Genomic DNA, 21577 nt, shown 5'->3' with positions numbered 1-21577 from the left:
AAAATCCGCCACACAGATGGGCCATTCGCTACCGGTTGCGGGCGGGTATGAAAGGGATATGCGCGCGGCTCTTAGAACCGAGTGCTCTCGTAATAGGCGCGGGTATGCGCGGTATCTTGCATCTTGTCAGAAGCGAGATCTGGTTCAGCCGCCTCTGCACGGCCTCCACTCACCACTGCTGCGGCCGTCAAAGGCGCCGCCGTTGCTGCCAGTTTCAGAAAATCCCGGCGGTTCTTGCCGCCTTCGTCTTTTCCGCTCATGTGAACTCCTCCCCCCGGCGTGTTTCCTCCGGGCTCCAGTTGCACGGGTTATGGCCACGCATTGCAGCGACGGCCCTTTTGCGGATCACTCCGCGCTCAGACGAAACCCCTCGGCTTCGATTTCCATAAAGACCCGGCCCAGCGTTCCCGCTGCCGCATAAAGGACGGATGATTTGGCCCCTTCGAGGTCCGCAAAGAAATGTCCGGCCCAGGGACCGATGTGACGGTTAAAAAAGGTCTTTTGCTGCCCAAGATCCGCAGGGGTGCCAAACCGCCCAACAATCAAGGCACCCATCATCTCCATCAGGGATGCGATATTGTCTTCAGGCTCATATGCGTTTGGCGCTCGGCTTAGCCCCTGTGCGGCCATGTCCTGCCGCAACAGGGCCAAAGGTTTTTCATTCAAAAATCCTGTGAGGTAATAGCTGGCGTAGGGAAGCAACTCACCTCGCCCCAGACCGATAAAAAGCGCGTTGAACTCTCGTTCCGCGCCCGCAGGCTTGGTCAGTCGCGCGAGTTTGGCCAAGGCATTCACCGCCTGCCCCAACTCGCTCTCATCCCCACTCAACGCCGAAGTCTGTCCCAACAGCATCTCATCCGGAGCTGCTGAAAGGAAAAGACCCAGAAAATTGTAGAGATCCGCCCTCAGACGATCTTCCTCTGAAACGCTTGCAACGGGTTCTACCAGTGCTGTCATATTGCGTTCCTCCTTTAGGACTTCTGGATTTCATCAAAACGGAACCGCATCCGCCGCGGGACCGGCGGAGGAGCCTCAGCCAATGTGCTTTCCGTCTGTGAGGATTCATGTTGTGCTGCCGCAGGCTGGGGGGATGGCAAGTCAGTGCGCACATCTTCCAGCGCAGGCTCAGACACGCGCGTATCGGCTTCGGTCTGAGGCAAATCGCAGAGAGCAACATCATCTGTCTCTTCGCGCTGCCTATCCTCCACCAGCGTTTCGGGCTGAGCTGCAAGCTCTTCCTGCCGCGCCAGCTCTTCCACATGTTGGGTCATGCCGCGTCCAACCTGATAGGCTGTCTGCAACCCCTCAACTACAGTGGAGGCATCGGTGAAATCCTCGCCATAATCGACCAAGCCATCCACATTGGCCAGAACCGGATTGACCCGCCACAGATGGCGCAACGCGCGCTGGCGTAACCGATTTGGAACTTGCTCCTGTAAGAACACCCGGAAATCATCACCTGCGACCAGGCTTTCGGGGCGCGGCAAGTCGAATTGCTCCAGCAGTTCCTCATCACTCAGCTCTTCGAGCGCTTCTTGACGGAACTGTGCCTCCGCCTCGACCAGGGCCTTGGTCTCTGCCACCTGTTCCGCTTCGACAGCGGCGCGACGGCGCGTCCAGAAATCCTGCGCGCTCATTGCAACCTGCCTTTGCGTGTCAGCGCCGGAGAACGGTAGACATCGCTTTGCTGAACGATCCGAGGGTCACCAATGCCATCTTCGCGAAGGCCTATGTCCTTTTTATCGCGGCGACGTTTCTTAAAATGCTCTTCCTGATAGTGGCCCAGCGTGAAGTCACGTACCCAAGCCACAAGCCCCTCGGGCATTGCGACCTTCTCCACCAGCTCTTCGCCGCTGTCGGCATAGTCCTGCGCTTCAAAGGGGGAGGCCGTAACTAGGGTGACTTCAAAAGGCGCTGCTTCTTCGGCACTTTCCCGAAGCACAACGTAAAGGCAGGGTGGTTCAGCTGTCAGGCCCTGACGATAGGCCTCGGCTTCACTGCGATGCAGTTCCAGAGGCAAGGTCGCGGCGTGGAACTCTGCAACCTCTCCTTCTCTGCGTAGCAATTGCCAGGACGCCTGCGCTGCCGCAGGCAGGATCGACGACACGGTCCAGCTCCACTGCGCCCACCGTGTCACCCCCGGCGCTCGGCGCAGGACAATGCCCACCGGCATCACCTCTGTTTTTGATAGTACCTCGTCCACCCTGTCGTGCCAATCTGCATGCTGCATGTCGTTTTCTACAAACAGACTGCCGCAAGGGAATCCCTCCTTGAAAGGCCGATTTGCGGAAGTTTCCTAAAATCTGCAGTTGCGGGACAAATTGGGTCGCAGAATTTCCCACGGCAGGACTCGACGGACGTTTTGTCTATTTTGACAGAAATACTCGGATAAAAGCGGTGATCTCTTTCAGGCGAATCACTAGGGGATATCGACCTGTCTCAAGCCCCCTGAAGAGAGGGGGAGAGGTTTACCTAGCCCCAGAATCATGCCTAGTTTATCGCACCAGCAAAGGGATTTCCCGGTGGATTTCCTGCGCCAGACCAAACGGGGAAGATATGGCTAATAAATTGATTTTGTGTGATTGTTCCGGAACACAAACCATCGATCCAGAGGCCCTATCAAAGGCGAGCGGGCATCCTTGCAGCAAACTCCATAGTGAGCTCTGCGGTCAGGAAATCGAACAGCTAACCACCGCCCTTTCCGACGTTGGCGCCGTGATTTGCTGCACGCAGGAAAAAAATCTTTTTGAGGCTTTGGCCGCAGAAATGGAGGTTCCCCCGGTCCCGCTCCTGGACCTGCGGGACAGGGCCGGATGGACACGTGATACGGGAAATTCACTACCCAAAATGTCCGCCCTCACCGCAGAAGCAATGCTGGAAGTTCCTGCCGCCAAGACTCTGGATGTCATTTCCGAAGGAACCTGTCTGATCTTTGGACCTCATGAGGTTGCATTGTCTGCGGCCGAGCGGCTGAAAGACATACTCGCTGTCACAGTTTTGCTGGACCCCGGTTGTGAACCCCCAATGAGCCGCGATTATGACGCTGTGCGCGGCAACCTGCTGCGAGCCAAAGGTGCCATCGGCGGGTTTACCCTTTCCTTTGGATCATTGGAGACGCTGGTGACCTCGGGGCGCGAATGGCGGTGGTCGTCTCCGCAACAAGGGGGCGCTTCGGAATGTGATATCATCCTGGACCTCAGCGGCGGCAATTCCCTTTTTCCCGCTCCGGAAAAACGCGACGGATACTTTCGGGCAGACCCTAGGCATCAGGCCTCGGTGGAGGAAGCTGTCTTTGAGGCTGCCCAGCTGGTGGGTGTCTTTGAAAAAACCCTCTACCTGAAGAATGATCCGGTCCTTTGCGCTCATTCGCGCGCCAGTCAAGCTGGCTGCAGCAAGTGCCTGGATCACTGCCCGACATCTGCCATTTCTCCCAAAGGAGATCACGTCACAATTGACCCAATGATCTGTGCAGGCTGTGGCGCCTGCGCTTCTTTGTGCCCATCAGGTGCCATCACATATGATGCGCCTCCAGCATCAGCACTGTTTCTGCGCGTTCAAACCCTGGCTCAAGCCTATCTTTCGGCAGGGGGCGTGAACCCTCGTCTCCTGGTTACCACAGCGCGCGGGAGTGAGATGGTTCAATTCGCGGCCCGCTATGATCGGGGACTGCCCGTTGATGTGGTCCCCCTTGAGGTCGAAGCCCTTGGCACCTTTGGGCATGCTGAGATGCTGACCGCTTTGGCCGCTGGTTTTTCCCATGTCTCCCTGCTTTTGGACCCCAAGGCCGATCGGCATGTCCTTGAAGGGGAGCTTGCGCTGGCAGAAGCGATTGCGGGAGATGGAAAAGCGGTTATTTTGGACCTGGAAGATCCTGCCGCCCTCTGCGAAGCGCTTTACAACGAGGCAGCTCGCAATGCAGCGGATGCTGCGATTACTTCTCCCGTCAGACCCAGAGGCAGCAGACGCCAGGTCACGCGGCAAGCCGCTCTGGCGCTGCAGGGTGCAGATCAACAACTCCCGCTCCCTCAGGGTGCGCCCTATGGGGCAGTCCTCATCGATACGGAGAGCTGCACGCTCTGTTTGTCTTGCGCCTCTCTGTGCCCTTCAGGTGCTTTGGGCGACAATCCGGACCTGCCGCAACTGCGGTTTCAGGAAGATGCCTGCCTGCAATGCGGCATCTGCGCCAACCTCTGCCCGGAACAGGCAATCAAACTGGAGCCACGCCTGAACCTTGGGTCTGATGCGCTCTCGCAAAAGGTGCTGCACGAGGAAGAGCCATTTGCCTGTATCGAATGCGGTGCCCTTTTTGGGGTGAAATCAGCGATCGAAAAGATCAGCGAAAAGCTCGCTGGCAAGCATGCCATGTTCGCGGATGGTCCTGCGGCCAGGATGATCAAGATGTGCGACGATTGTCGGGTGCAGGCACAGTTTCATCAGGAAAACAGCCCTCTGGCCGGCGCCCCCCGACCCGCTGTGCGTACGACCGAAGACTATCTAAAGCCCCAGCGCAAACAGTAGTAAGGCCTGCACCCCCGGCCTTTGTTGCGCTGCACTTGGCGGATGCAACCCCAGCCTCAATCGGGTAGAGAACCTCTAGAAAGAAGATCGCCAGAGATCCGTCAGGTGCAAATCTTCGCAATTACGCCCCCAAAGGCGGGACGATCAAAGGAGCAAACCGCGCGTGTCCATCAGCCGTGAAACCGTCCTTGAGACGCTCAAATCCATTTCCGACCCCGTCAGTGGTCAGGATATCGTTGCCGCAGGTATTGTCCGTGGCCTGACAGTCGAAAATGGCTCTGTGCTGTTTGTGCTCGAAATCGATCCAGCAAAGGCAGAGGTGTATTCTCCAGTCCGCGATGCCGCCGAGGCCGCAATTCAAAATCTGACCGGTGTTGAGAAGACCTCTGTCATGCTGACGGGCCATTCAGCAAAGGCGCCGCCGGATTTGAAACCTAAGAAACCGGCGGAACCTCAGGGTGCGCAGAAAATTCCAGGTGTTGATCGGATCATCGCTGTAGCTTCAGGCAAAGGCGGAGTCGGGAAATCCACTGTTTCTGCCAATCTAGCCTGCGCCCTGGCCATGCAGGGCCGCCGCGTCGGCTTACTGGATGCGGATGTCTACGGCCCCTCGCAGCCGCGCATGTTGGGGGTTTCTGGCCGCCCTGCCAGCCCGGATGGCAAAACCATTCTGCCGCTGCGCAATCATGGCGTCACCATGATGTCGATCGGCCTGATGACCAATGAAGATCAGGCGGTGGTCTGGCGTGGGCCGATGCTGATGGGCGCGCTGCAACAAATGATGATGCAGGTGCAATGGGGCGCCCTTGATGTACTGATCGTAGACCTGCCGCCAGGAACAGGCGACGTGCAGATGACCCTTGCACAAAAGGCTCAGGTAGACGGCGCCATTGTGGTTTCGACACCGCAGGACGTCGCTTTGATCGATGCCCGCAAAGGGATCGATATGTTCAACAAACTCAACGTCCCGATTCTGGGCATGATCGAAAACATGTCGACGCATATTTGCTCCAACTGCGGCCACGAAGAACATGTCTTTGGCCATGGCGGCGTGGCAGCGGAGGCGGAAAAACTCAATGTGCCGCTGCTGGCAGAGATCCCACTGCATCTGGACGTCCGCATGGCCGCCGATGGCGGCGCACCGATTGTGACCAGCAAGCCAGACAGTGCCCAAGCCAAGGCCTTTCTCGATATTGCCGCTGGCCTGGTAGAGCGGGGTGCCGCATGAGTGAGCAGCCTGCCTTTCCGCCCCTTATGTCGGGAGATGCTGTATCAGGGCAGGCTGACCCCTTTGAGGTCGCCTGCCAGCGGGCGGTCTTGGGCTGTGACGCGGGGTTGATCGTCTACAATTTGGCCGCAGACCGGCTGCGGGCCGCCCTGGTCTTTGCTCCGGAAGTCCCTTTGGAACGCGCTATGGCGATGTTGCCCGCCTGTGGCATCGGCTTTCAGAACGCCCTGGGGGCGCTCGCCCCTCCCGAGGTGGCCATGCACCTCGAATGGGATGGAAAGATCCGGGTCAATGGGGCCTCTTGTGGCCTGTTGCGGGCCGCTGCCAGTTCTGAAGATCCCACTGCGGCCCCGGACTGGCTGGTCATCGGATTTGACCTTCCCCTGTGGCCTGAACAGGAAGATGGGGGGCAAAACCCTGGGGAAACCGCACTTTACGCTGAAGGATGCGCTGGAGTCTCCGCCCCGGACCTTCTCGAAAGCTGGGCCCGCCATACCCTGCATTGGATTGCCCGCTGGGAAGAAGCAGGCAATGCACCGTTGCACCGGGAATGGCGTGGATTGATGCATGGGGTTGGGGAACCGGTGACACGTCAGGGGATAGAGGGAAGCTTCCTGGGCCTGGACGAGAATTTTAACATGCTGTTGCGGGACGGGGAGACAACTCATCTGATCCCCTTGAGCTCTGTTCTGGAGAGATTTTAATGCAGCTTGCGCGTGCTATTCATTTCGACGAGAGCGATCAAAACGTCTATTCCAGCCCTGCCCGAACCGGTGAGTGGTGCATTTCCGGAGGCTTTGAGTTTTCCAATTGGATCGAAGCGGACCTGACTGGCAAACCGCGTCAGGCCTTTGCCAATGGTTGGCTCGGGCTGGAAACCGCAGGGCGCGTAACTTTTGTTGCGGTGACACAAATCGAAACCGCCGAGTATGATGCGCTCTGTGATCGTTTGGCGCAGCATTTTGTTGAAGCCTATGGCGCTCCGAATCTGGAAGCGGCACGCCCTGTCGCCAAAGAAGAACTTCGGCAGATGGCAGAGATCTGTGCCGACCATGACACCAACACACTGCTGACTGTTGCGCGCGAGTTGAGCGAAACCGGAGTGCGCGAGAGCTATCGCAAAATTGATGCGGCCCCTGCCGGGCTGGAACAGTTTGCGATCCATGCCACACCTGAAGGCTGATAGAAAACGCAAGCGCTCCCGCCTGTCGATGGATCCCTGACGGGATCCTCTCCAGTTGGGCCGGACGCCGCATGCGTGGCGCGCGCGAGGGGACTGCTCCTTCGGGAAAAGTCGAGAGCTACGCGTATTTCTCGAGGAAGGATTCTGCGCTCAGCCTGCGAAAATCGGGCAATGAGGCCTTGAGCTGATCATGGCTCCAATCCCACCAGGCCAGCGCCATCATCTGCTCTGCCACGGCCGTCGAAAACCGCCGCCGGATCAGCCGCGCAGTATTGCCGCCAACGATCGTATAGGGAGCAACATCCATGGTCACCACTGAGCCTGAAGCGATTACCGCCCCATGGCCTATGGTAACTTCCGGTTTGATAAGAGCGCCGTGACCAATCCAGGTATCATGCCCGATCCTGGACTGGCGCGCAGCCCGTCGTTCAAACCACTCGACATCATCGGAAACATCGTCCCAATAAGAGGAAGAACGATAGTGGAAATGATGCAGAGAGGCCTTTTCCATCGGATGATCCGTAGCACCGATACGCACAGCACTGGCGATATTGGAGAATTTGCCAATCTCCGCATTGGCAATATCGCAGTTGCGGTCACAATAAGAGTAGCCCCCAAGGGTGCTGTTGAGCACACGGGTCCCTGCCCCCACTTCGGTATAGGTTCCAAAGCTGCTGTTTTCGATACTGCAACCTGGGTGAAGTAGCGGGGCCGTTGCACTGAGACGGGTCATGTAGTCCTCTGATATCTATTGAAACCGTGGACGCCCCAAAGGTGATCAGCTGAGGCGAGGCGTCCTTTTACAATTTCCGGTCTGTTTTCAGGGCAGAAAGAAGACCTTGGTCTTCTCCTTGGGTTCCAGGCGAGAGTCCCCTTCGCCTTTGCCCTGGATCAATCGACGGCGCAGCCAGCCAGAGAACCAATCCATGATCATCACCATCATGATGATCAAGGTAATGTAATAGGCAACCTCTTCCCAATCCTTCTGAGTGATGATGGCCTGCGTCAACAACAATCCGATACCGCCACCAGTGATGGCCCCAATGATGGTTGCAGAGCGAGTATTGGATTCCAGGAAGTAGAGAAGCTGACTGAGCAGAACCGGGGTAATTTGCGGGATCACCCCAAAACGATAGCGTTGCGCAGGTTTCGCCCCGGTGGAGGCCAGCCCTTCGATCTGCTTCTCGTCCACATTTTCGAGTGCCTCTGAAAAGATCTTGCCAAAGGTGCCGGTGTCCGTGATCAAGATCGCCAAAGCACCTGTCAGTGGGCCGGGACCAAAGGCACGCGCCAGAACAACCGTCCAGATCAGGCTATCCACACCACGCACAAAGTCAAAAAGACGGCGCGCCGCAAATCGCAGTGGCCCAAGCGGGTTGAAATTTCGGGCTGCAAGAAAGGCCAGTGGCAGCGCCAGAATGCCCGCACCAATCGTTCCCAGGAAGGCCATCAAAAGGGTCTCTGCAATCGCCCAGGCCACATCCTGATGGCGCCACATTTTATTGGTCCAGATATCCCGCAGGATCGCTCCGGCTTCTCCACCGGCGGCCCGAAGCAGTACTTCACCCAGTCCCAGTCCGTGATAGGGGCTATCGAGGGTAAAGAAGAACAGCTCCCAGCCGGTGAAATAGCGAAACACCTCTGAGCGGTTGCGGGTCACGGTCAGGCGCCCTGCCTCGGTCTTGATCGCCAGGCGGTTCTTGGAAACGCTGATCCAATCTGGCACCTCACCGGCGGGCAACTCCGCCTGGACGCCTTGGTGCCGGGTCGGTGTCGCGCGGACCAGCCCGTAGCCCGGAATATCATATTCCACTGCCTGCGGCCCAAAGCGCACTTGATGGCCGCCTTCCAGGTCAATTACGGTGATCTCTCCCAGAGTAACCCAATCCGGGCTCACTCCTTCGGGATATGCGCCTTTGCGCTCCCCTTCGATAGCAACCGAAACGGATGCATCCCGGTTATCCCGTGTGACATGGGTTTTGTAGCTATAGGTGTCACTGACCAGGGTTTTAGCGTTCTCCAGGCTCGCGCGCGCCCATAGCCCCGGCATGTCGAACGACAAGAAGACATAGGCTAGATATGTCAGCACCAGAGCGGGCAAAGCAAAGTTGAACAGTTTCTTTTTGAAAAACAGACGCGACATGTTCTGTTTCAAGGTAACGGGAGAAAGATCCGTTTCTATGATGGTCATGTTTTTGCTCCGGTCCTGGCGCCGAGAATAAGGCGGTCTCGCAAAACCCCAGAGAGCTGGTCAACCGCGACGATGGTAATGAAAAGCAATAGGAAAATTGCGGCGGCCTCATCATAGCGCCCCTGCCCCCAGGACATGGCGTTCTTCAGCTCGTAACCAATGCCCCCTGCCCCGACAAAACCCAGGATTGCAGAGGCGCGGATATTGATCTCAAACCGCAAGAGTGCATAGCTCACATAGTTAGGGCCAACCTGTGGAATGACACCCAGCCACATGCGCTGCCCCCAGGTCCCGCCAACGGATTCCAAGCCCTCGATTGGCTTAAGGGAGGCATTCTCATTGACCTCGGAAAAAAGCTTACCCAGAGCGCCCGCCGTGTGGATCGCAATCGCGATCATCGCAGGCACCGGCCCTCCTCCTAACAGGAAGATCAAGACCAAAGCGATCACGATTTCAGGGATGGCACGACAGATGTCGGAAATGCGCCGAAACAGCGGGATGAGACTGGTCCAGGGCGCCATGCCCCGTGTTGAAAGCAACGACAGGAAGCTACCCAGAATAGCCCCGACCAGCGTAGCTGCTCCGGCAATGTTCAAGGTTTCAATCAAAGCTGGGAAAAAGTGAACCAGATGCCCAGACAGTTCCGCCAGTTTTTCACCCGCCTCTGACAGGACCTCGGCAGGGTAGTCGAAAATTCGACCAATTCCATCACTGAAAGACCCGGCATTGCGTGCATCAGCGGTCCGAAAACCTGCAACCATCAGCGCCACAAAAAGCACCAGAAGAATGCCACCATAGAGCCGCTTGCGCCGTATCATTTCGCCATATTGGTTACGGATCTGTTCCGTCGAAAGTGGCGCCGCAGTGAGATCTGCCATTTCTGCCGTCCTGAATATGAAAGGGTATTCTGCCCGCAAAGCTCAAACCAACTGGCTGATTGTGACGGGAAAGCGGGGTCCGGACTGTGTTCCGGGCCCCGCATAGAGTGAGAGGTGAAATCTTAGTTTGATTTCAGCTGACGCGCTTCGATGATCACCTTATAGGCATCATGCCCAATCGGCATGACGCCCTTCGCTTCACCGGAAAGCACGCCATAGGCACATTCTGGATCCATAGCAGGCAGGGACGCCATCAAAGCGGTGAACTTTACCTTTACATCTTCGGGCAGGTCCTTGCGCAGAACGATCGGTCCTTCTGGGATCGGCTTGGACTGCCAGATTTTCACCAGATCGTTCATATCGACCAGACCGGCATCAACCGCGCGACGCAGGGCGCCGGAGTTATAGCCATCTTCCCAATCGCCCAGACCATCCGCCCAGGTCACACCGCCATCGAAATCACCATTGTTGACGCCTACGATGGTCTGTTCGTGACCACCGGAAAATTTCACTTCGCCAAAATAGTCGCCCGACGTCATGGTCGCGCCGGTCATTTCTGGGATTTCAATCGACGGGATCAGGAAGCCAGAGGTGGAATTGGGATCGCCAAAGCCAAAGGTCTTACCCTTCATATCCTCAAGGGTTTCAATTCCGCTATCCTTGCGTGCGAACCCAACAGAATAGTAGCCATAACCGCCATCGACATTGACTTTGACCAGAATGGGCTCAACCGCTTCCGGGTCAGAAAGATAGGTCTTGGCATAGCCAGAAGCACCCAGCCAGGCCATATCGATGGTTCCGCCCAGCAAGCCCTGGATCACACCGTTGTAATCAGCCGGGGCAAAGAGCTTGGTTTCAACACCCAAGAGCTCTTCGGTCTTGGCGCGCAGGCATTCGTTGTTGTTCAGCCGGTCCTGGGCATTCTCACCGCCCAAAAGACCAATACGGAACTGGGTGATTTCTTCGGCCATGACAGGGGTTGTCAGAGCGGTGGAGGCCAGAGCGGCCAGCAGCAGTTTTTTCATCTTTTCTCTCCGGTTAAGTTTTCCCGTCCCCCCATCGGGATCGGGTGATGAAACAGATTGTGGGAACAGGTTCAGGCGTCGGCTAATTCAGCTCGAATACCTGCACCCAATGTCTCGATTTCGGTTGATGTCGCCGCCTCGGAAAAGTCAGAGCCTGCCCCATAGATTTCCCGTGCAACGCCTGTTGTTAGCTGCTCAGGCAAGCCGTCAAATACGACACGTCCGTCGCGCATCCCAACCACGCGATCACAATAGCGCCTTGCGGTATCCAGCGTATGCAAGTTGGCGACCACAGAGCGCCCATCCTCTTCATGAATGCGACGCAGCGCTTCCATAACGGTCTGCGCATTCATCGGATCCAGGGAAGCAATTGGTTCATCCGCAAGGATGATTTTGGGGTCCTGCATCAATGCACGCGCGATGGCGACGCGCTGCTGCTGACCACCGGACAGGGCTTCCGCCCTCTTGGCCGCATGTTCAGCAATGCCCAGGCGATCGAGGATATCAATTGCCCTATGAATGTCCTCCATCGGGAAGAGATTGAACATGGTGGCAAAGGTAGAGCGCCGATTGAGCGTTCCATGGAGCACGTTTGAGACCACATCCATACGTGGCACCAGGTTGAACTGCTGAAAGATCATCGCGCATTCCGACTGCCATGCACGCTTCTCACGCCCCTTCAAACCCGTGACATCGCGCCCTTCAAAGAGGATACGGCCTTCACTTGCATCCGTTAGACGATTGATCATACGCAACAGGGTCGACTTCCCGGCGCCCGAGCGCCCAATGACCCCGATCATGCAGGGTTTATCGATATCCAGTGTCGCGGTATCCACCGCAATCTTGTCGCCAAAACGTTTGGTCAATTTGTCTATGCGCAGCACGGGTCAGTCCCTTTTTGTCTCGGGGACTGGCTACCGTTTGCCCTCAAACGATTTGTGTCGCTTGGGTGAAACTTTTGTAAACTGAGGGGCGGATTTAGCTATACTGGCCCTGTGCAGCACTCTCGCAAGCCGTTATAGGACGGCTCAACACGCCCTTGACCCACTCACAAAAGAAGATGTTCCATGTCCTTTGACCGCCAGATCAAGATTGCGCCTTCAATTCTATCCGCAGATTTCGCCAATTTCGGGCAGGAAATTCAGGCGATCGAAGCCCAAGGCGCAGATTGGGTGCATGTGGACGTCATGGATGGCCATTTCGTCCCCAACCTCACCTTTGGGCCCATGGCGGTCAAAGCGTTTCGCCCACATGTAAAGACGGTCATGGACGTGCACCTGATGATCTCGCCCGTCGACAGCTATATCGATGCCTATGCCGATGCCGGGGCTGATGTCTTGACCGCTCATATCGAAGCTGGCCCACACATTCACCGCACCCTACAGGCCATTCGCGCCGCAGGTATGAAGGCGGGTGTAGCACTGAACCCCGGCACTCCGGCCGAAGCCGTCGCCCATCTCTTGGATCTGACCGACCTGATCTGCGTGATGACGGTAAACCCAGGCTTTGGCGGGCAGAAGTTCATCGATATGACCAGCAAAATCCGACAGCTGCGCCAGATGATCGGTGACCGTCCTGTTCATATCGAGATCGATGGCGGCGTGGACCCCAAAACCGCCCCATTGGTCGCAGAAGCCGGCGCCGATGTCCTTGTTGCGGGTTCCGCCGTTTTCCGTGGCGGCTCAGTTGAGAACCCAGATGTCTACGGCAAGAACATCAAAGAAATCCGTGACGCGGCAAAGGGTACATGGGTCTAGGTCACCCACTGCTTAAACATTTTTGAAACAGCTCGCTTTCCCGAAAGCGGGCTGTTTTTTTGGATGAAGGCATCCTGTGCCCCCCAATAGCTTCAAGCCCAGGAACCATGTGGGATACATCAGCAGAATGTTCCGAAGATGAGAACCAGGCGCATCAAGAAGGCCGAAGAATTCAACAGGCACGTGCGGCTAAGGGCCGGAATGCCCTCCTCAAATGGCCGACAAGTGGGTGATTGAGTGGCGGGGAGACAGGGATTCGAACCCTGGGAACGCTCTCACGTTCAACGGTTTTCAAGACCGCCGCATTCGACCACTCTGCCACCTCCCCGGTCACCGGGCGGTTTAAGGTGCGACTGCATCCGGCGCAAGCAAAAATTGACCTCGCAGCGCTGAAATCCTGCTGGGGAATAGAAACCCTACTGTCACCCAATGTGAGACGCGCAAGATCGTGCCAACACTCAGGCAATCCAGAATTCACACCGCGGTCAGGGTTTCCATAACCGCTTCCAAAGGCTATGATTCCGCAAATCAAAAGATTGGCCGGAAACCCCGGCGAGGCGCGCAACGCTTTTGAAGAGGCAAGCGCATAGAGCACAGGCAAGGAAGCAGCCATGATCAAGGCAGTGCCGACACGATATTCCTCCGTCAGGTTCGCCTGGGCGACAGTTGCCCTTTTGGCCCTGGTCGGATGTGAAGAAGGCAAGGGCATTTCATTCTTGCAACCACAACAAAAAGTCAGCGGTGCAGCCCCAGAAGGGGCAAGCAGTACCCGACTTGTCGAACGGGATGTCGAAGCTCCGGATGTCTTCCAGGTTACCGAAGCGGGCCTGTGGGACGGGCGCCCTTCGCTTGGCGGGGTTTGGGTCGCACATCCTGACGCCAAAGATCCAGAGCGTGTGATTATCCGTAACAGCAGCAATGGCAAATTCGTGATTGGCGCCTTGTTCCGGCGAGAACGCGAAATACCTGGCCCCCGGCTGCAGGTCTCGTCGGATGCTGCGGGAGCACTGGGAATGCTGGCCGGTGCTCCGGTTGAACTGAATGTTACGGCCCTGCGCCGTGAAACCGAGGAGCTGCCACCGGAAGAACCGGAGCAGGCCACCCCGCTGGAAGAGGCGGAAGCAACCACCCTCACCAATCCTGAAATCTCTGCAGAACCCTTGGATCCTATCGCGGGTGCCGCCGCCGCAATTGAGGCTGCTCCACCTCAAACCCCTACCGCTCCCCGCCCCGCTGCGGTTTCCTCGCTCGAGAAGCCCTTCATCCAAATCGGCATTTTCAGCGTTGAGAACAACGCCAAAAACACCGCCGCACAGATGCGCAATGCTGGTCTCATCCCGACCGTGCTGGAGCAATCCAGCAAAGGTAAACCTTTCTGGCGCGTGGTTGTTGGACCTGCACAGTCCAAATCCGAACGCAGCCAGTTGCTAAAAAGCGTGAAAGCCGCTGGCTTTACGGATGCATATGCAGTGACAAACTAATCAGCCAAACAGGAGGGCTCTGACGTGAATTTCATGCGCCCCGTCTTCGTTACAAGTGCTTTTGTTGCTAGTCTTGGCCTCAGCGCCCTCCCTCTTGCCGCGTTTGAAACCGGTGCAAGGGCCGCCTATGTGATTGACCAAGGCACCGATACGGTGCTCTTGTCCAAAAACGCCGACCAGCCTTTGCCCCCTGCTTCGATGTCAAAGCTGATGACGCTCTACATCGCATTTGAGGCACTGCAGGACGGCAGGCTGACGCTGAGTGAGAAATTGCCCGTCAGTGCTCATGCCATGAGTTATGGCGGGTCGACCATGTTTCTGGACACCACCGATCGCGTCGGGGTCGAAGATCTGCTGCGTGGGATTATCGTTCTATCCGGCAATGATGCCTGCGCGGTTATCGCCGAAGCTCTGAGCCCCGATGGCACCGAAGCAGGCTTTGCCCGCTATATGACCCGGCGGGCGCAGGAGCTCGGGATGGTAAACGCAACCTTTGCCAATTCCAATGGCTGGCCAGCCGCTGGGCATCGCATGTCGATGCGCGACCTCGGGATCCTCGCAGAGCGGCTGATCGAGGATTTTCCGCAGTATTATCCGTTGTTTTCCGAAAAGGAGTTCGCTTTCGACGGGCGCGCGCCATCAAATACCCGAAATCGTAATCCGCTATTGGGGCTGGGGATCGGTGCGGATGGGCTGAAGACTGGTCATACTTCCGAAGCAGGCTATGGCCTAGTTGGGTCTGCCGTTCAGGGCGAGCGTAGAGTGATCTTTGTAATCACCGGTCTGAACAGTGCCAAAGCACGCGCAGAGGAGGCTGAGGCCGTGGTTAACTGGTCGTTTCGCCAATTTGCCAAGAAAACCATCGCCAAAGCAGGTATCCCGGTCGCGCAGGCAGAGATCTGGCGTGGAGCACAACAATCGGTAGGGCTGGTTCCTGCGAATGATTTTGAGGTTCTGCTACCAGCCCTTTCGGGCAAACAGGTCGCCGCAGAAGTAGTCTACAAGGGCCCGGTCAATGCGCCCGTTTCCAAAGGGCAAAGGCTGGCGGAACTGGTTCTGCGCCCTGAGGAATTGCCAGAAATACGCCTGCCACTAGTCGCCGAGGCCGATGTGCCGGCAGGAGGCTTTTTGGTCCGGATTAAGACCGCCGCTCAGGTGCTCAGCAAGCAATTGATCGACGGGCCTGAGGCAACACAGTGACTTCCAAAGAAACCGCTGACCTGCCCGGCCTTTTTCTGACCTTCGAAGGCATTGATGGCTCTGGGAAATCCACACAGTGCAAACTTCTGGCCGAAGCATTGCGCTTTGCCGGGAAAGAGGTTGTGCTCACGCGGGAGCCTGGTGGTTCCCCAGGTGCCGAAGAGATCAGGCGCATTGTGCTGGAGGGAGATCCGGACAAGTGGTCTGCAGAGACGGAGATCCTGCTTTTTACAGCTGCGCGACGGGACCATTTGGAGCGTACGATCTTACCCGCGCTCAAAGCGGGCAAAGTAGTTATCTGCGACCGTTTCGCGGACAGCACCCGTATGTACCAGGGTTTATCGCGTGGGGATCTCCGCCAGACCGTTGACCAACTGCATGACCTGATGATCCAGCGAGAGCCCGATCTCACCCTTTTGATCGATATGGACCCAGAAACAGGTCTGTCCCGCGCCAAGGGGCGTCAAGGCCGTGAAGAACGGTTTGAAGATTTCGGCCTTGGTTTGCAGCAGCAAATGCGTGCCGGTTTCCTCTCTCTGGCTCAGGAGTTCAACAAACGTTTCCGCGTCATCGATGGCACGCAGCCAATCGATAAAGTTGCCGCAAAGGTTCTGGCGGTTGCGCAAGACGAACTCTCGATCCGCAGTGGCGAGCCGCAATAATGGCGCGAAGCAGCAAAGCAAAAGAGCCTGAAGAGCTCCCCCGCGCGGATCAAGCTCCGGGAGCACCTCACCCGCGTGAAACCCTTCAACTTTTTGGTCAGGAAAAAGCAGAGCAGAGTTTTCTCGATGCTTTCAACTCTGGCCGCCTGCACCATGGCTGGCTGCTCACCGGCCCATTGGGGATAGGAAAGGCAACGCTCGCCTGGCGCATTGCCCGGTTTCTGCTGGCAACACCGCCAGCCGAAGATGGCTTATTTGGAGCGCCACCACCTGCCACCTCTATGCAGGTGGATCCAGAGCACCCCGTCTCGCACCGGATCCAAGCCCTGGCTGAACCCGGGCTTGCCCCGATCTCGCGCAGCTACAACGACAAGGGCAAACTCCGCGATCAAATCGTTGTTGATGACATCAGGGGCTTGAACCGCTTCTTTGGTCTTTCCTCCGCAGATGGTGGGCGCAGGGTCGTGATCGTTGATGCCGCAGACGATATGAATGTCAGCGCGGCCAACGCCCTGTTGAAGATGCTGGAGGAACCTCCGGCACGAACAACGATTTTGCTGATCTCGCACCAACCCTCACGCCTATTGCCAACAATCCGCTCCCGGTGCCGCACTCTACGCCTTGCTCCTCTCACCGCAGAAGACATGCAAGTGGCTTTGGCGCAAGCGGGAGCGGAGCTGCCAGCGCAGACCGATCATTTGGCGGCACTTTCGGCAGGCTCAGTAGGCGCAGCGCTGCGATTGATTAATCTTGGCGGATTGCGGATCTATAGTGAACTCGTTCAGATCGCGGGCAGCATGCCCCGATTGGATCGACAACGGGCTCTTGCCCTGGCTGAGGCGGCTGCCCAGCGGGGGGCCGCAGAGAAATTTGAACTTCTGCTCAACCTGGTTGAGATCCTTCTTGCCCGCCTCGCCTATTGTGGCGCTGCGGGGCAAGCCCCCTTTCCGGAGGCTGCCGAAGGGGAAGCACAGGTGCTGAGCCGCCTGTCGCCGAACACTCAGAAAGCGCGGGCCTGGGCGGATCTGGCAGCGGAAGCCAGCGCAAGGGCACGCCATGGACAGGCAGTGAACCTTGACCCCGCTTCTCTTGTCCTAGATACGGTTTTCAAGATGCAGGAAACTGCGGAGCGCTGACACCGAGTGAGCGTTCTTTGTCCTGCAGATGAGCGAACCACATGAGGCAGGCATGAGCACGACCCCTCCGCAGATAACAGACAGTCATTGTCATCTGGATTTCCCGGATTTTGAAGGCCAGCTGGATGAGATTGTGACCCGCGCGGCTGAAGCGGGTGTCACGCGAATGGTGACCATCTGCACCAAACTGAAAAATGAGCCATCCGTGCGTGCCATAGCCGAAGCCCATGCTCCGGTCTTCTATGCTGCCGGCACCCACCCGATGAGCGTCGCCGCAGAACCTATGGCCAGCTATGATGAGCTGGTCGCCCTGGCTGCGCATCCGAAATTTGTCGGTATCGGCGAAACCGGGCTCGACTACCATTACACCGCCGAAAGTGCTGAGGTACAGCAGCAGTCCCTGCGCACCCATATTGCAGCAGCGCGGGATAGCAAGCTGCCCTTGATCATCCATTCCCGCGACGCGGATGAGGATATGGCCCGGATCTTGAGCGAAGAGATGCAAAACGGTGCCTATAGCTGCGTCATGCATTGCTTTTCGTCTTCGGCAGAGCTGGCCCGGGCAGCGCTGGATCTTGGCTTTTACCTGTCGATGTCCGGCATCGCCGCCTTCCCCAAAAGCCAGGAGCTGCGGGATATCTTCGCCGCCGCACCAGTAGAGCGTATCCTGGTTGAAACCGACGCCCCCTATCTGGCGCCGCCGCCCTATCGCGGCAAACGCAATGAGCCTGCCTATTCCGCCCACACCGCCAAGGTCGGCGCAGAGGTCTATGGCCTCGATTACGCAGACTTCGCTGCCCGCACCCAGGAGAATTTCGACCGGCTGTTCTGGAAAGCCGCTGCCTATGAGGCGGCAGCCTGATGGCGGAGCTGCGCTATACCATATTGGGCTGCGGCTCATCCGGCGGTGTGCCGCGGCTTGGCGGGCTTTGGGGCGATTGCGATCCTCAGAACCCGCGCAACCGCCGCCGACGCTGCTCGATGCTGGTGGAGCGCGAGGGGCCGGAGGGCACCACTTCGGTGCTGATCGATACCTCGCCCGATATGCGAGACCAGCTTCTGGACAGCGGCACCGGGCGCCTGGATGGGGTGGTCTATACCCATTCCCATGCGGACCATGTGCATGGCATTGATGATCTGCGCATGATCGTCTTCAACATGCGCGCCCGCGTCCCGGTCTATGCCGACGGCGACACCCAGAACGCCCTGCTCAGCCGCTTCGGTTATGCCTTTGTTCAGCCCGAGGGCTCGCCCTATCCGCCGATCCTAGATCTGCGCAGCATTGACGGCGCCTTTGCCATCAACGGGCCGGGCGGCGAGATCCCGTTCCAGCCCTTTGAGGTCAATCACGGCTCGATTGATGCCCTGGGGTTCCGCATGGGCGGGCTCGCCTATCTGCCAGATGTGGTCAAGATCCCGGACGCGGCCCTGCCCATGCTCGAAGGCCTGGATTGCTGGGTCATCGATGCGCTGCGCCGCAACCCGCATCCCACTCATTTCTGCCTCAAAGAGGCACTGGAGTGGATCGAGCGGATGAAACCGCGCCGCGCAGTGCTGACCAATATGCATTTTGATCTCGACTACGCCACGCTGGAGGCCGAGACCCCCGATCATATCACCCCGGCCTATGACGGGCTGGTGATCCGCTGCCCGCTCTGAGGCTGGTATCGCTGGCCCTGGGCATATCCCGCAGCAGCGCGCTGCAAACCTAGTAAAAAACCGTCGCCGCCATCCGGCTGTGCGAATGACGCGCGGAGCCCGCTCATGCTGCAAAGCCTAGTTGACGTCATCCTGCCGGTTTTTCTGGTTGTGGCCGCCGGCTATATCGCCACCCAGCGCGGCTTTTTCGGCCAGGTGCAGATAGAAGGGCTGATGAAGTTCACCCAGAGCTTCGCAATCCCCTGCCTGTTATTCCGCGCCATGGCCACGCTGGATCTCTCGGCCGGTTTCGACCCCGGGCTGCTGATCAGCTTTTATACCGGTGCCGCGATCTGCTTTTGCCTAGGCATCTTCGGCGCCCGGCTGATCTTCAAGCGCGATTGGGAAGACAGCGTGGCGATCGGCTTCTGCTGCCTCTTCTCCAACTCAGTACTCCTGGGCCTGCCGATCACCGAACGCGCCTTCGGGCCGGATAACCTGACCGGCAATTTTGCGATCATCGCCTTCCATTCGCCCTTTTGTTATGGGCTTGGCATCACCGTAATGGAGGTGCTGCGCAACCGGGGAGCGGGCGGTGTGAAAACTGTGACCTCGGTGCTTTCGGCCATGTTCAAGAATGTGCTGATCCTGGGCATCGCCATGGGGTTTGCCTTCAACCTCACTGGGCTAGCGATCCCCGGCACGGTCGACTCTGCCTTGCAGCTCCTGATCCGCGCGGCCCTGCCAACAGCGCTCTTTGCGCTAGGGGGCGTTCTGGTGCAGTACCGCCCCGAGGGTGATCTGCGCACCATCCTCTTTGTCTGCTTCACCGTGCTGATGGTGCATCCCGCAATCGTCTGGAGCCTTGGCACCTATCTGAATGTGAAGCAGGATCTGTTCCGCTCCGGCGTATTGAATGCGGCCATGGCCACCGGCTTCAACGGCTATATCTTTGCCAATATGTACGGGCGCGCCAAGCGGGTTGCGGCCTCCTCGGTGCTGATCGCCACCGCAGCCTCGGTCTTTACCGTCTGGTTCTGGCTTTTGGTTCTGAGCTGAAGAAAGCGCCTGACTCTGGGCGGGCGTGAAGCGCCCTCCCGTGGGGAGGGTCGGGCGCTGCCCGGCCTCCCGGCCGGGCAACTTCTATAGTGAGGCGCAGGTTTAGTCCCCTTCGGCCACCCCATCCGCCTTGGCCCTGGCGCGCCGTGCACGGTAGCTGGGCAGCACAACCAGGATCGCCGCCAGCACCAGTAGGGCAAGCGTCATTGGTCGCTCCAAAAGGAAACCGAGCCCGTCATAGAGCTGCATCGAGCGGGCAAAATTGTCTTCGAGCATCGAGCCCAGAATGAAGCCGATCAGCAAGGGCGCCAACGGGTAATCCGCAAAGCGCAAAAGCGTGGCGCAGAAGCCAAAACCCACCAGAATGAGCAACTCGGTTGCGTTGTTCTGGCCAATGTAAGCCCCCATCAGGGTGAAAAACAGGATGAAGGGGATCAGGTAGTTGCGCGGCACCTCCAGCACCTTGGCTATGTAGGGGATCAGCGGCAGGTTCAGCACCAGGAGGATCAGATTCCCGATATACATTGAGATGATCACCGCCCAGAAGATCTGCGGCTCATCGATCATGAGCCGCGGCCCCGGCGTCACATTCAGTGCCACCAGTGCGCCGAGCAGGATCGCCGTGGTGCCCGAGCCAGGAATGCCCAGGGTCAGCAGCGGCACAAAGGAGCCGGTGCAGGCGGCATTGTTTGCCGTCTCCGGCGCGGCCAAGCCCTTGACCGAGCCCTTGCCGAACTCGGCCTGTTCCTCCTTGGTGGAAAGATTGCGTTCCACCGCATAGCCCAGGAAGGAGGCAATGGTGGCCCCTGCTCCGGGCAAGACCCCGATGAAGAACCCCTGCAGCGATTGCCTCCCGATGACCGGCGCGATTTGTCTGGCCTCGGCGCGGGAAATGCGCAGATCCTTGATCTTGCCCTCCCCGGAATTCCCGCCTGCCTTGGGCGGATTCATCACTAAAAACAGCGCCTCAGGCAGGGCAAACATCGCCATGGCCAGGGTGATGAAGCTGAAACCTGATTGCAGATCCATCACCCCCATGGTGAAGCGCGGCATGTTAAAGAGGGCGCCCTCGCCCACGGTGGCCATGATCAGCCCCAAGAGGGTCATCAGAATGGCCTTCGCAACCTGGCCGGTACCGGCAAAGGCGGCAATGGCCGAGAGGCCCACCACCATCAGGGCAAAATACTCAGCCGAATGAAACAGCAGCGCCACCGAAGAGAGCGCCGGGGCAAAGACCATCAGCAAAAGCGCGCCGATGGTGCCCCCCGCAAAGGAGGCGATGGCGGCGATGGTCAGCGCCTTGCCCGCCTTGCCCGCCCGCGCCATCGGGTAGCCGTCAAATGACGAGGCCACGGTGCCCGCCACTCCGGGGGCGTTCAGCAGGATCGAAGAGGTCGAACCGCCAAAGATGGCACCGTAATAGACCCCGGCCAATAGGATCAGCGCCGCCGATGGGTCGCCCAGCGAAATGGCCACCGGGATCATGATGGCGATGATCGACATCGGGCCCAGGCCTGGCAGCATGCCGATGAAGGTCCCGATGAGGCAACCGCCAATGACCATCAGGATATTTGTGAGGGAAAAGGCCGTTGAAAGGCCGATCAGAAGTCCTTCCAGCATC

22 protein-coding genes and 1 tRNA gene are annotated in these 21577 nt (G+C 58.1%); 12 read left to right on the top strand and 11 right to left on the bottom strand.

The features are described from left to right. Positions 1–71: 71 nt before the first annotated feature. The 4 genes from RSK20926_RS14130 to RSK20926_RS14115 form a co-directional block, all read right to left on the bottom strand. Positions 72–260, bottom strand: coding sequence for a hypothetical protein (locus RSK20926_RS14130; protein ID WP_008207704.1), 189 nt, complete (start codon positions 258–260; stop codon positions 72–74). 85 nt (positions 261–345) lie between these two features. Beyond that, on the bottom strand, positions 346–957 hold the full coding sequence (locus tag RSK20926_RS14125; RefSeq protein WP_008207702.1) for a TorD/DmsD family molecular chaperone: 612 nt from the start codon (positions 955–957) through the stop codon (positions 346–348). A gap of 14 nt (positions 958–971) precedes the next feature. Continuing rightward, positions 972–1637, bottom strand: a complete 666-nt coding sequence (locus RSK20926_RS14120; RefSeq protein ID WP_008207701.1) for a DUF3306 domain-containing protein — start codon at positions 1635–1637, stop codon at positions 972–974. After that, entirely contained in the window at positions 1634–2230 is a 597-nt protein-coding gene (locus RSK20926_RS14115) for a DUF3305 domain-containing protein (RefSeq protein WP_008207700.1), read from the bottom strand. The genes RSK20926_RS14120 and RSK20926_RS14115 overlap by 4 nt, the downstream gene beginning before the upstream one ends. Positions 2231–2556: 326 nt before the next feature. Here RSK20926_RS14115 and RSK20926_RS14110 point away from each other — a divergent pair, with 326 nt between their 5' ends. The 4 genes from RSK20926_RS14110 to RSK20926_RS14095 all read left to right on the top strand — a co-directional run bounded on the left by RSK20926_RS14110 (position 2557) and on the right by RSK20926_RS14095 (position 6929). Beyond that, complete coding sequence (locus tag RSK20926_RS14110; protein ID WP_008207698.1) at positions 2557–4518, top strand: 4Fe-4S binding protein; 1962 nt, start codon at positions 2557–2559, stop codon at positions 4516–4518. 163 nt (positions 4519–4681) lie between these two features. Further along, a complete protein-coding gene (apbC, locus tag RSK20926_RS14105; protein ID WP_008207697.1) occupies positions 4682–5746 on the top strand; it encodes an iron-sulfur cluster carrier protein ApbC in 1065 nt (354 codons plus the stop codon). Then, on the top strand, positions 5743–6450 hold the full coding sequence (locus tag RSK20926_RS14100) for a biotin/lipoate--protein ligase family protein (protein ID WP_008207696.1): 708 nt from the start codon (positions 5743–5745) through the stop codon (positions 6448–6450). Before apbC ends, RSK20926_RS14100 begins: the two co-directional genes overlap by 4 nt. Next, positions 6450–6929, top strand: a complete 480-nt coding sequence (locus tag RSK20926_RS14095; protein ID WP_008207695.1) for a DUF6505 family protein — start codon at positions 6450–6452, stop codon at positions 6927–6929. The genes RSK20926_RS14100 and RSK20926_RS14095 overlap by 1 nt, the downstream gene beginning before the upstream one ends. Before the next feature lie 118 nt (positions 6930–7047). On the opposite strand, the gene RSK20926_RS14090 is transcribed toward RSK20926_RS14095, so the two are convergent. From RSK20926_RS14090 to phnC, 5 genes are all read right to left on the bottom strand, one after another. Then, positions 7048–7662 carry a chloramphenicol acetyltransferase gene (locus RSK20926_RS14090; protein WP_008207694.1) on the bottom strand — a complete coding sequence of 205 codons (615 nt, stop codon included), beginning with the start codon at positions 7660–7662 and terminating at the stop codon, positions 7048–7050. Positions 7663–7749: 87 nt separating this feature from the next. Next, positions 7750–9120, bottom strand: coding sequence for a phosphonate ABC transporter, permease protein PhnE (gene phnE, locus RSK20926_RS14085; protein ID WP_008207692.1), 1371 nt, complete (start codon positions 9118–9120; stop codon positions 7750–7752). Continuing rightward, positions 9117–9998, bottom strand: coding sequence for a phosphonate ABC transporter, permease protein PhnE (gene phnE, locus RSK20926_RS14080; RefSeq protein WP_008207690.1), 882 nt, complete (start codon positions 9996–9998; stop codon positions 9117–9119). The genes phnE (RSK20926_RS14085) and phnE (RSK20926_RS14080) overlap by 4 nt, the downstream gene beginning before the upstream one ends. Positions 9999–10120: 122 nt before the next feature. Then, on the bottom strand, positions 10121–11023 hold the full coding sequence (gene phnD / locus RSK20926_RS14075; protein WP_008207688.1) for a phosphonate ABC transporter substrate-binding protein: 903 nt from the start codon (positions 11021–11023) through the stop codon (positions 10121–10123). A 71-nt stretch (positions 11024–11094) separates the two neighbouring features. Continuing rightward, positions 11095–11907, bottom strand: a complete 813-nt coding sequence (gene phnC, locus RSK20926_RS14070; protein WP_008207687.1) for a phosphonate ABC transporter ATP-binding protein — start codon at positions 11905–11907, stop codon at positions 11095–11097. Positions 11908–12090: 183 nt separating this feature from the next. Between phnC and rpe the strand changes: the two genes are divergently transcribed. Continuing rightward, a complete protein-coding gene (gene rpe, locus RSK20926_RS14065; RefSeq protein ID WP_008207686.1) occupies positions 12091–12780 on the top strand; it encodes a ribulose-phosphate 3-epimerase in 690 nt (229 codons plus the stop codon). Positions 12781–13018: 238 nt separating this feature from the next. Here the strand turns inward: rpe and RSK20926_RS14060 are convergent. Next, positions 13019–13108 (bottom strand) — tRNA-Ser (locus tag RSK20926_RS14060). 283 nt (positions 13109–13391) lie between these two features. Between RSK20926_RS14060 and RSK20926_RS14055 the strand changes: the two genes are divergently transcribed. From RSK20926_RS14055 to RSK20926_RS14025, 7 genes are all read left to right on the top strand, one after another. Then, on the top strand, positions 13392–14261 hold the full coding sequence (locus RSK20926_RS14055; RefSeq protein ID WP_008207685.1) for an SPOR domain-containing protein: 870 nt from the start codon (positions 13392–13394) through the stop codon (positions 14259–14261). A 33-nt stretch (positions 14262–14294) separates the two neighbouring features. After that, positions 14295–15461 carry a D-alanyl-D-alanine carboxypeptidase family protein gene (locus tag RSK20926_RS14050; protein ID WP_008207684.1) on the top strand — a complete coding sequence of 389 codons (1167 nt, stop codon included), beginning with the start codon at positions 14295–14297 and terminating at the stop codon, positions 15459–15461. Continuing rightward, positions 15458–16123 (top strand): dTMP kinase, encoded by a 666-nt coding sequence (gene tmk / locus RSK20926_RS14045; protein ID WP_008207683.1) that lies wholly within the window; start codon positions 15458–15460, stop codon positions 16121–16123. Before RSK20926_RS14050 ends, tmk begins: the two co-directional genes overlap by 4 nt. Further along, positions 16123–17259: a DNA polymerase III subunit delta' gene (locus RSK20926_RS14040; protein WP_008207681.1), complete on the top strand. Its 1137-nt coding sequence runs from the start codon at positions 16123–16125 to the stop codon at positions 17257–17259. The genes tmk and RSK20926_RS14040 overlap by 1 nt, the downstream gene beginning before the upstream one ends. A 52-nt stretch (positions 17260–17311) precedes the next feature. Next, positions 17312–18121, top strand: a complete 810-nt coding sequence (locus RSK20926_RS14035; protein ID WP_037255222.1) for a TatD family hydrolase — start codon at positions 17312–17314, stop codon at positions 18119–18121. Next, a complete protein-coding gene (locus RSK20926_RS14030; RefSeq protein WP_008207676.1) occupies positions 18121–18918 on the top strand; it encodes an MBL fold metallo-hydrolase in 798 nt (265 codons plus the stop codon). The genes RSK20926_RS14035 and RSK20926_RS14030 overlap by 1 nt, the downstream gene beginning before the upstream one ends. A gap of 105 nt (positions 18919–19023) precedes the next feature. Further along, positions 19024–19956: an AEC family transporter gene (locus tag RSK20926_RS14025; protein WP_008207675.1), complete on the top strand. Its 933-nt coding sequence runs from the start codon at positions 19024–19026 to the stop codon at positions 19954–19956. A gap of 102 nt (positions 19957–20058) precedes the next feature. On the opposite strand, the gene RSK20926_RS14020 is transcribed toward RSK20926_RS14025, so the two are convergent. Beyond that, a complete protein-coding gene (locus tag RSK20926_RS14020) occupies positions 20059–21576 on the bottom strand; it encodes a tripartite tricarboxylate transporter permease (protein WP_008207673.1) in 1518 nt (505 codons plus the stop codon). Between the last annotated feature and the right edge of the window lies 1 nt (position 21577).

This window comes from Roseobacter sp. SK209-2-6 (assembly GCF_000169455.1).
In the GTDB taxonomy this organism is placed as follows: Bacteria; Pseudomonadota; Alphaproteobacteria; order Rhodobacterales; family Rhodobacteraceae; genus Pseudophaeobacter.
Note: the sequence above shows the minus strand (reverse complement) of the source record. Positions and strands in the feature narration are given on the sequence as shown.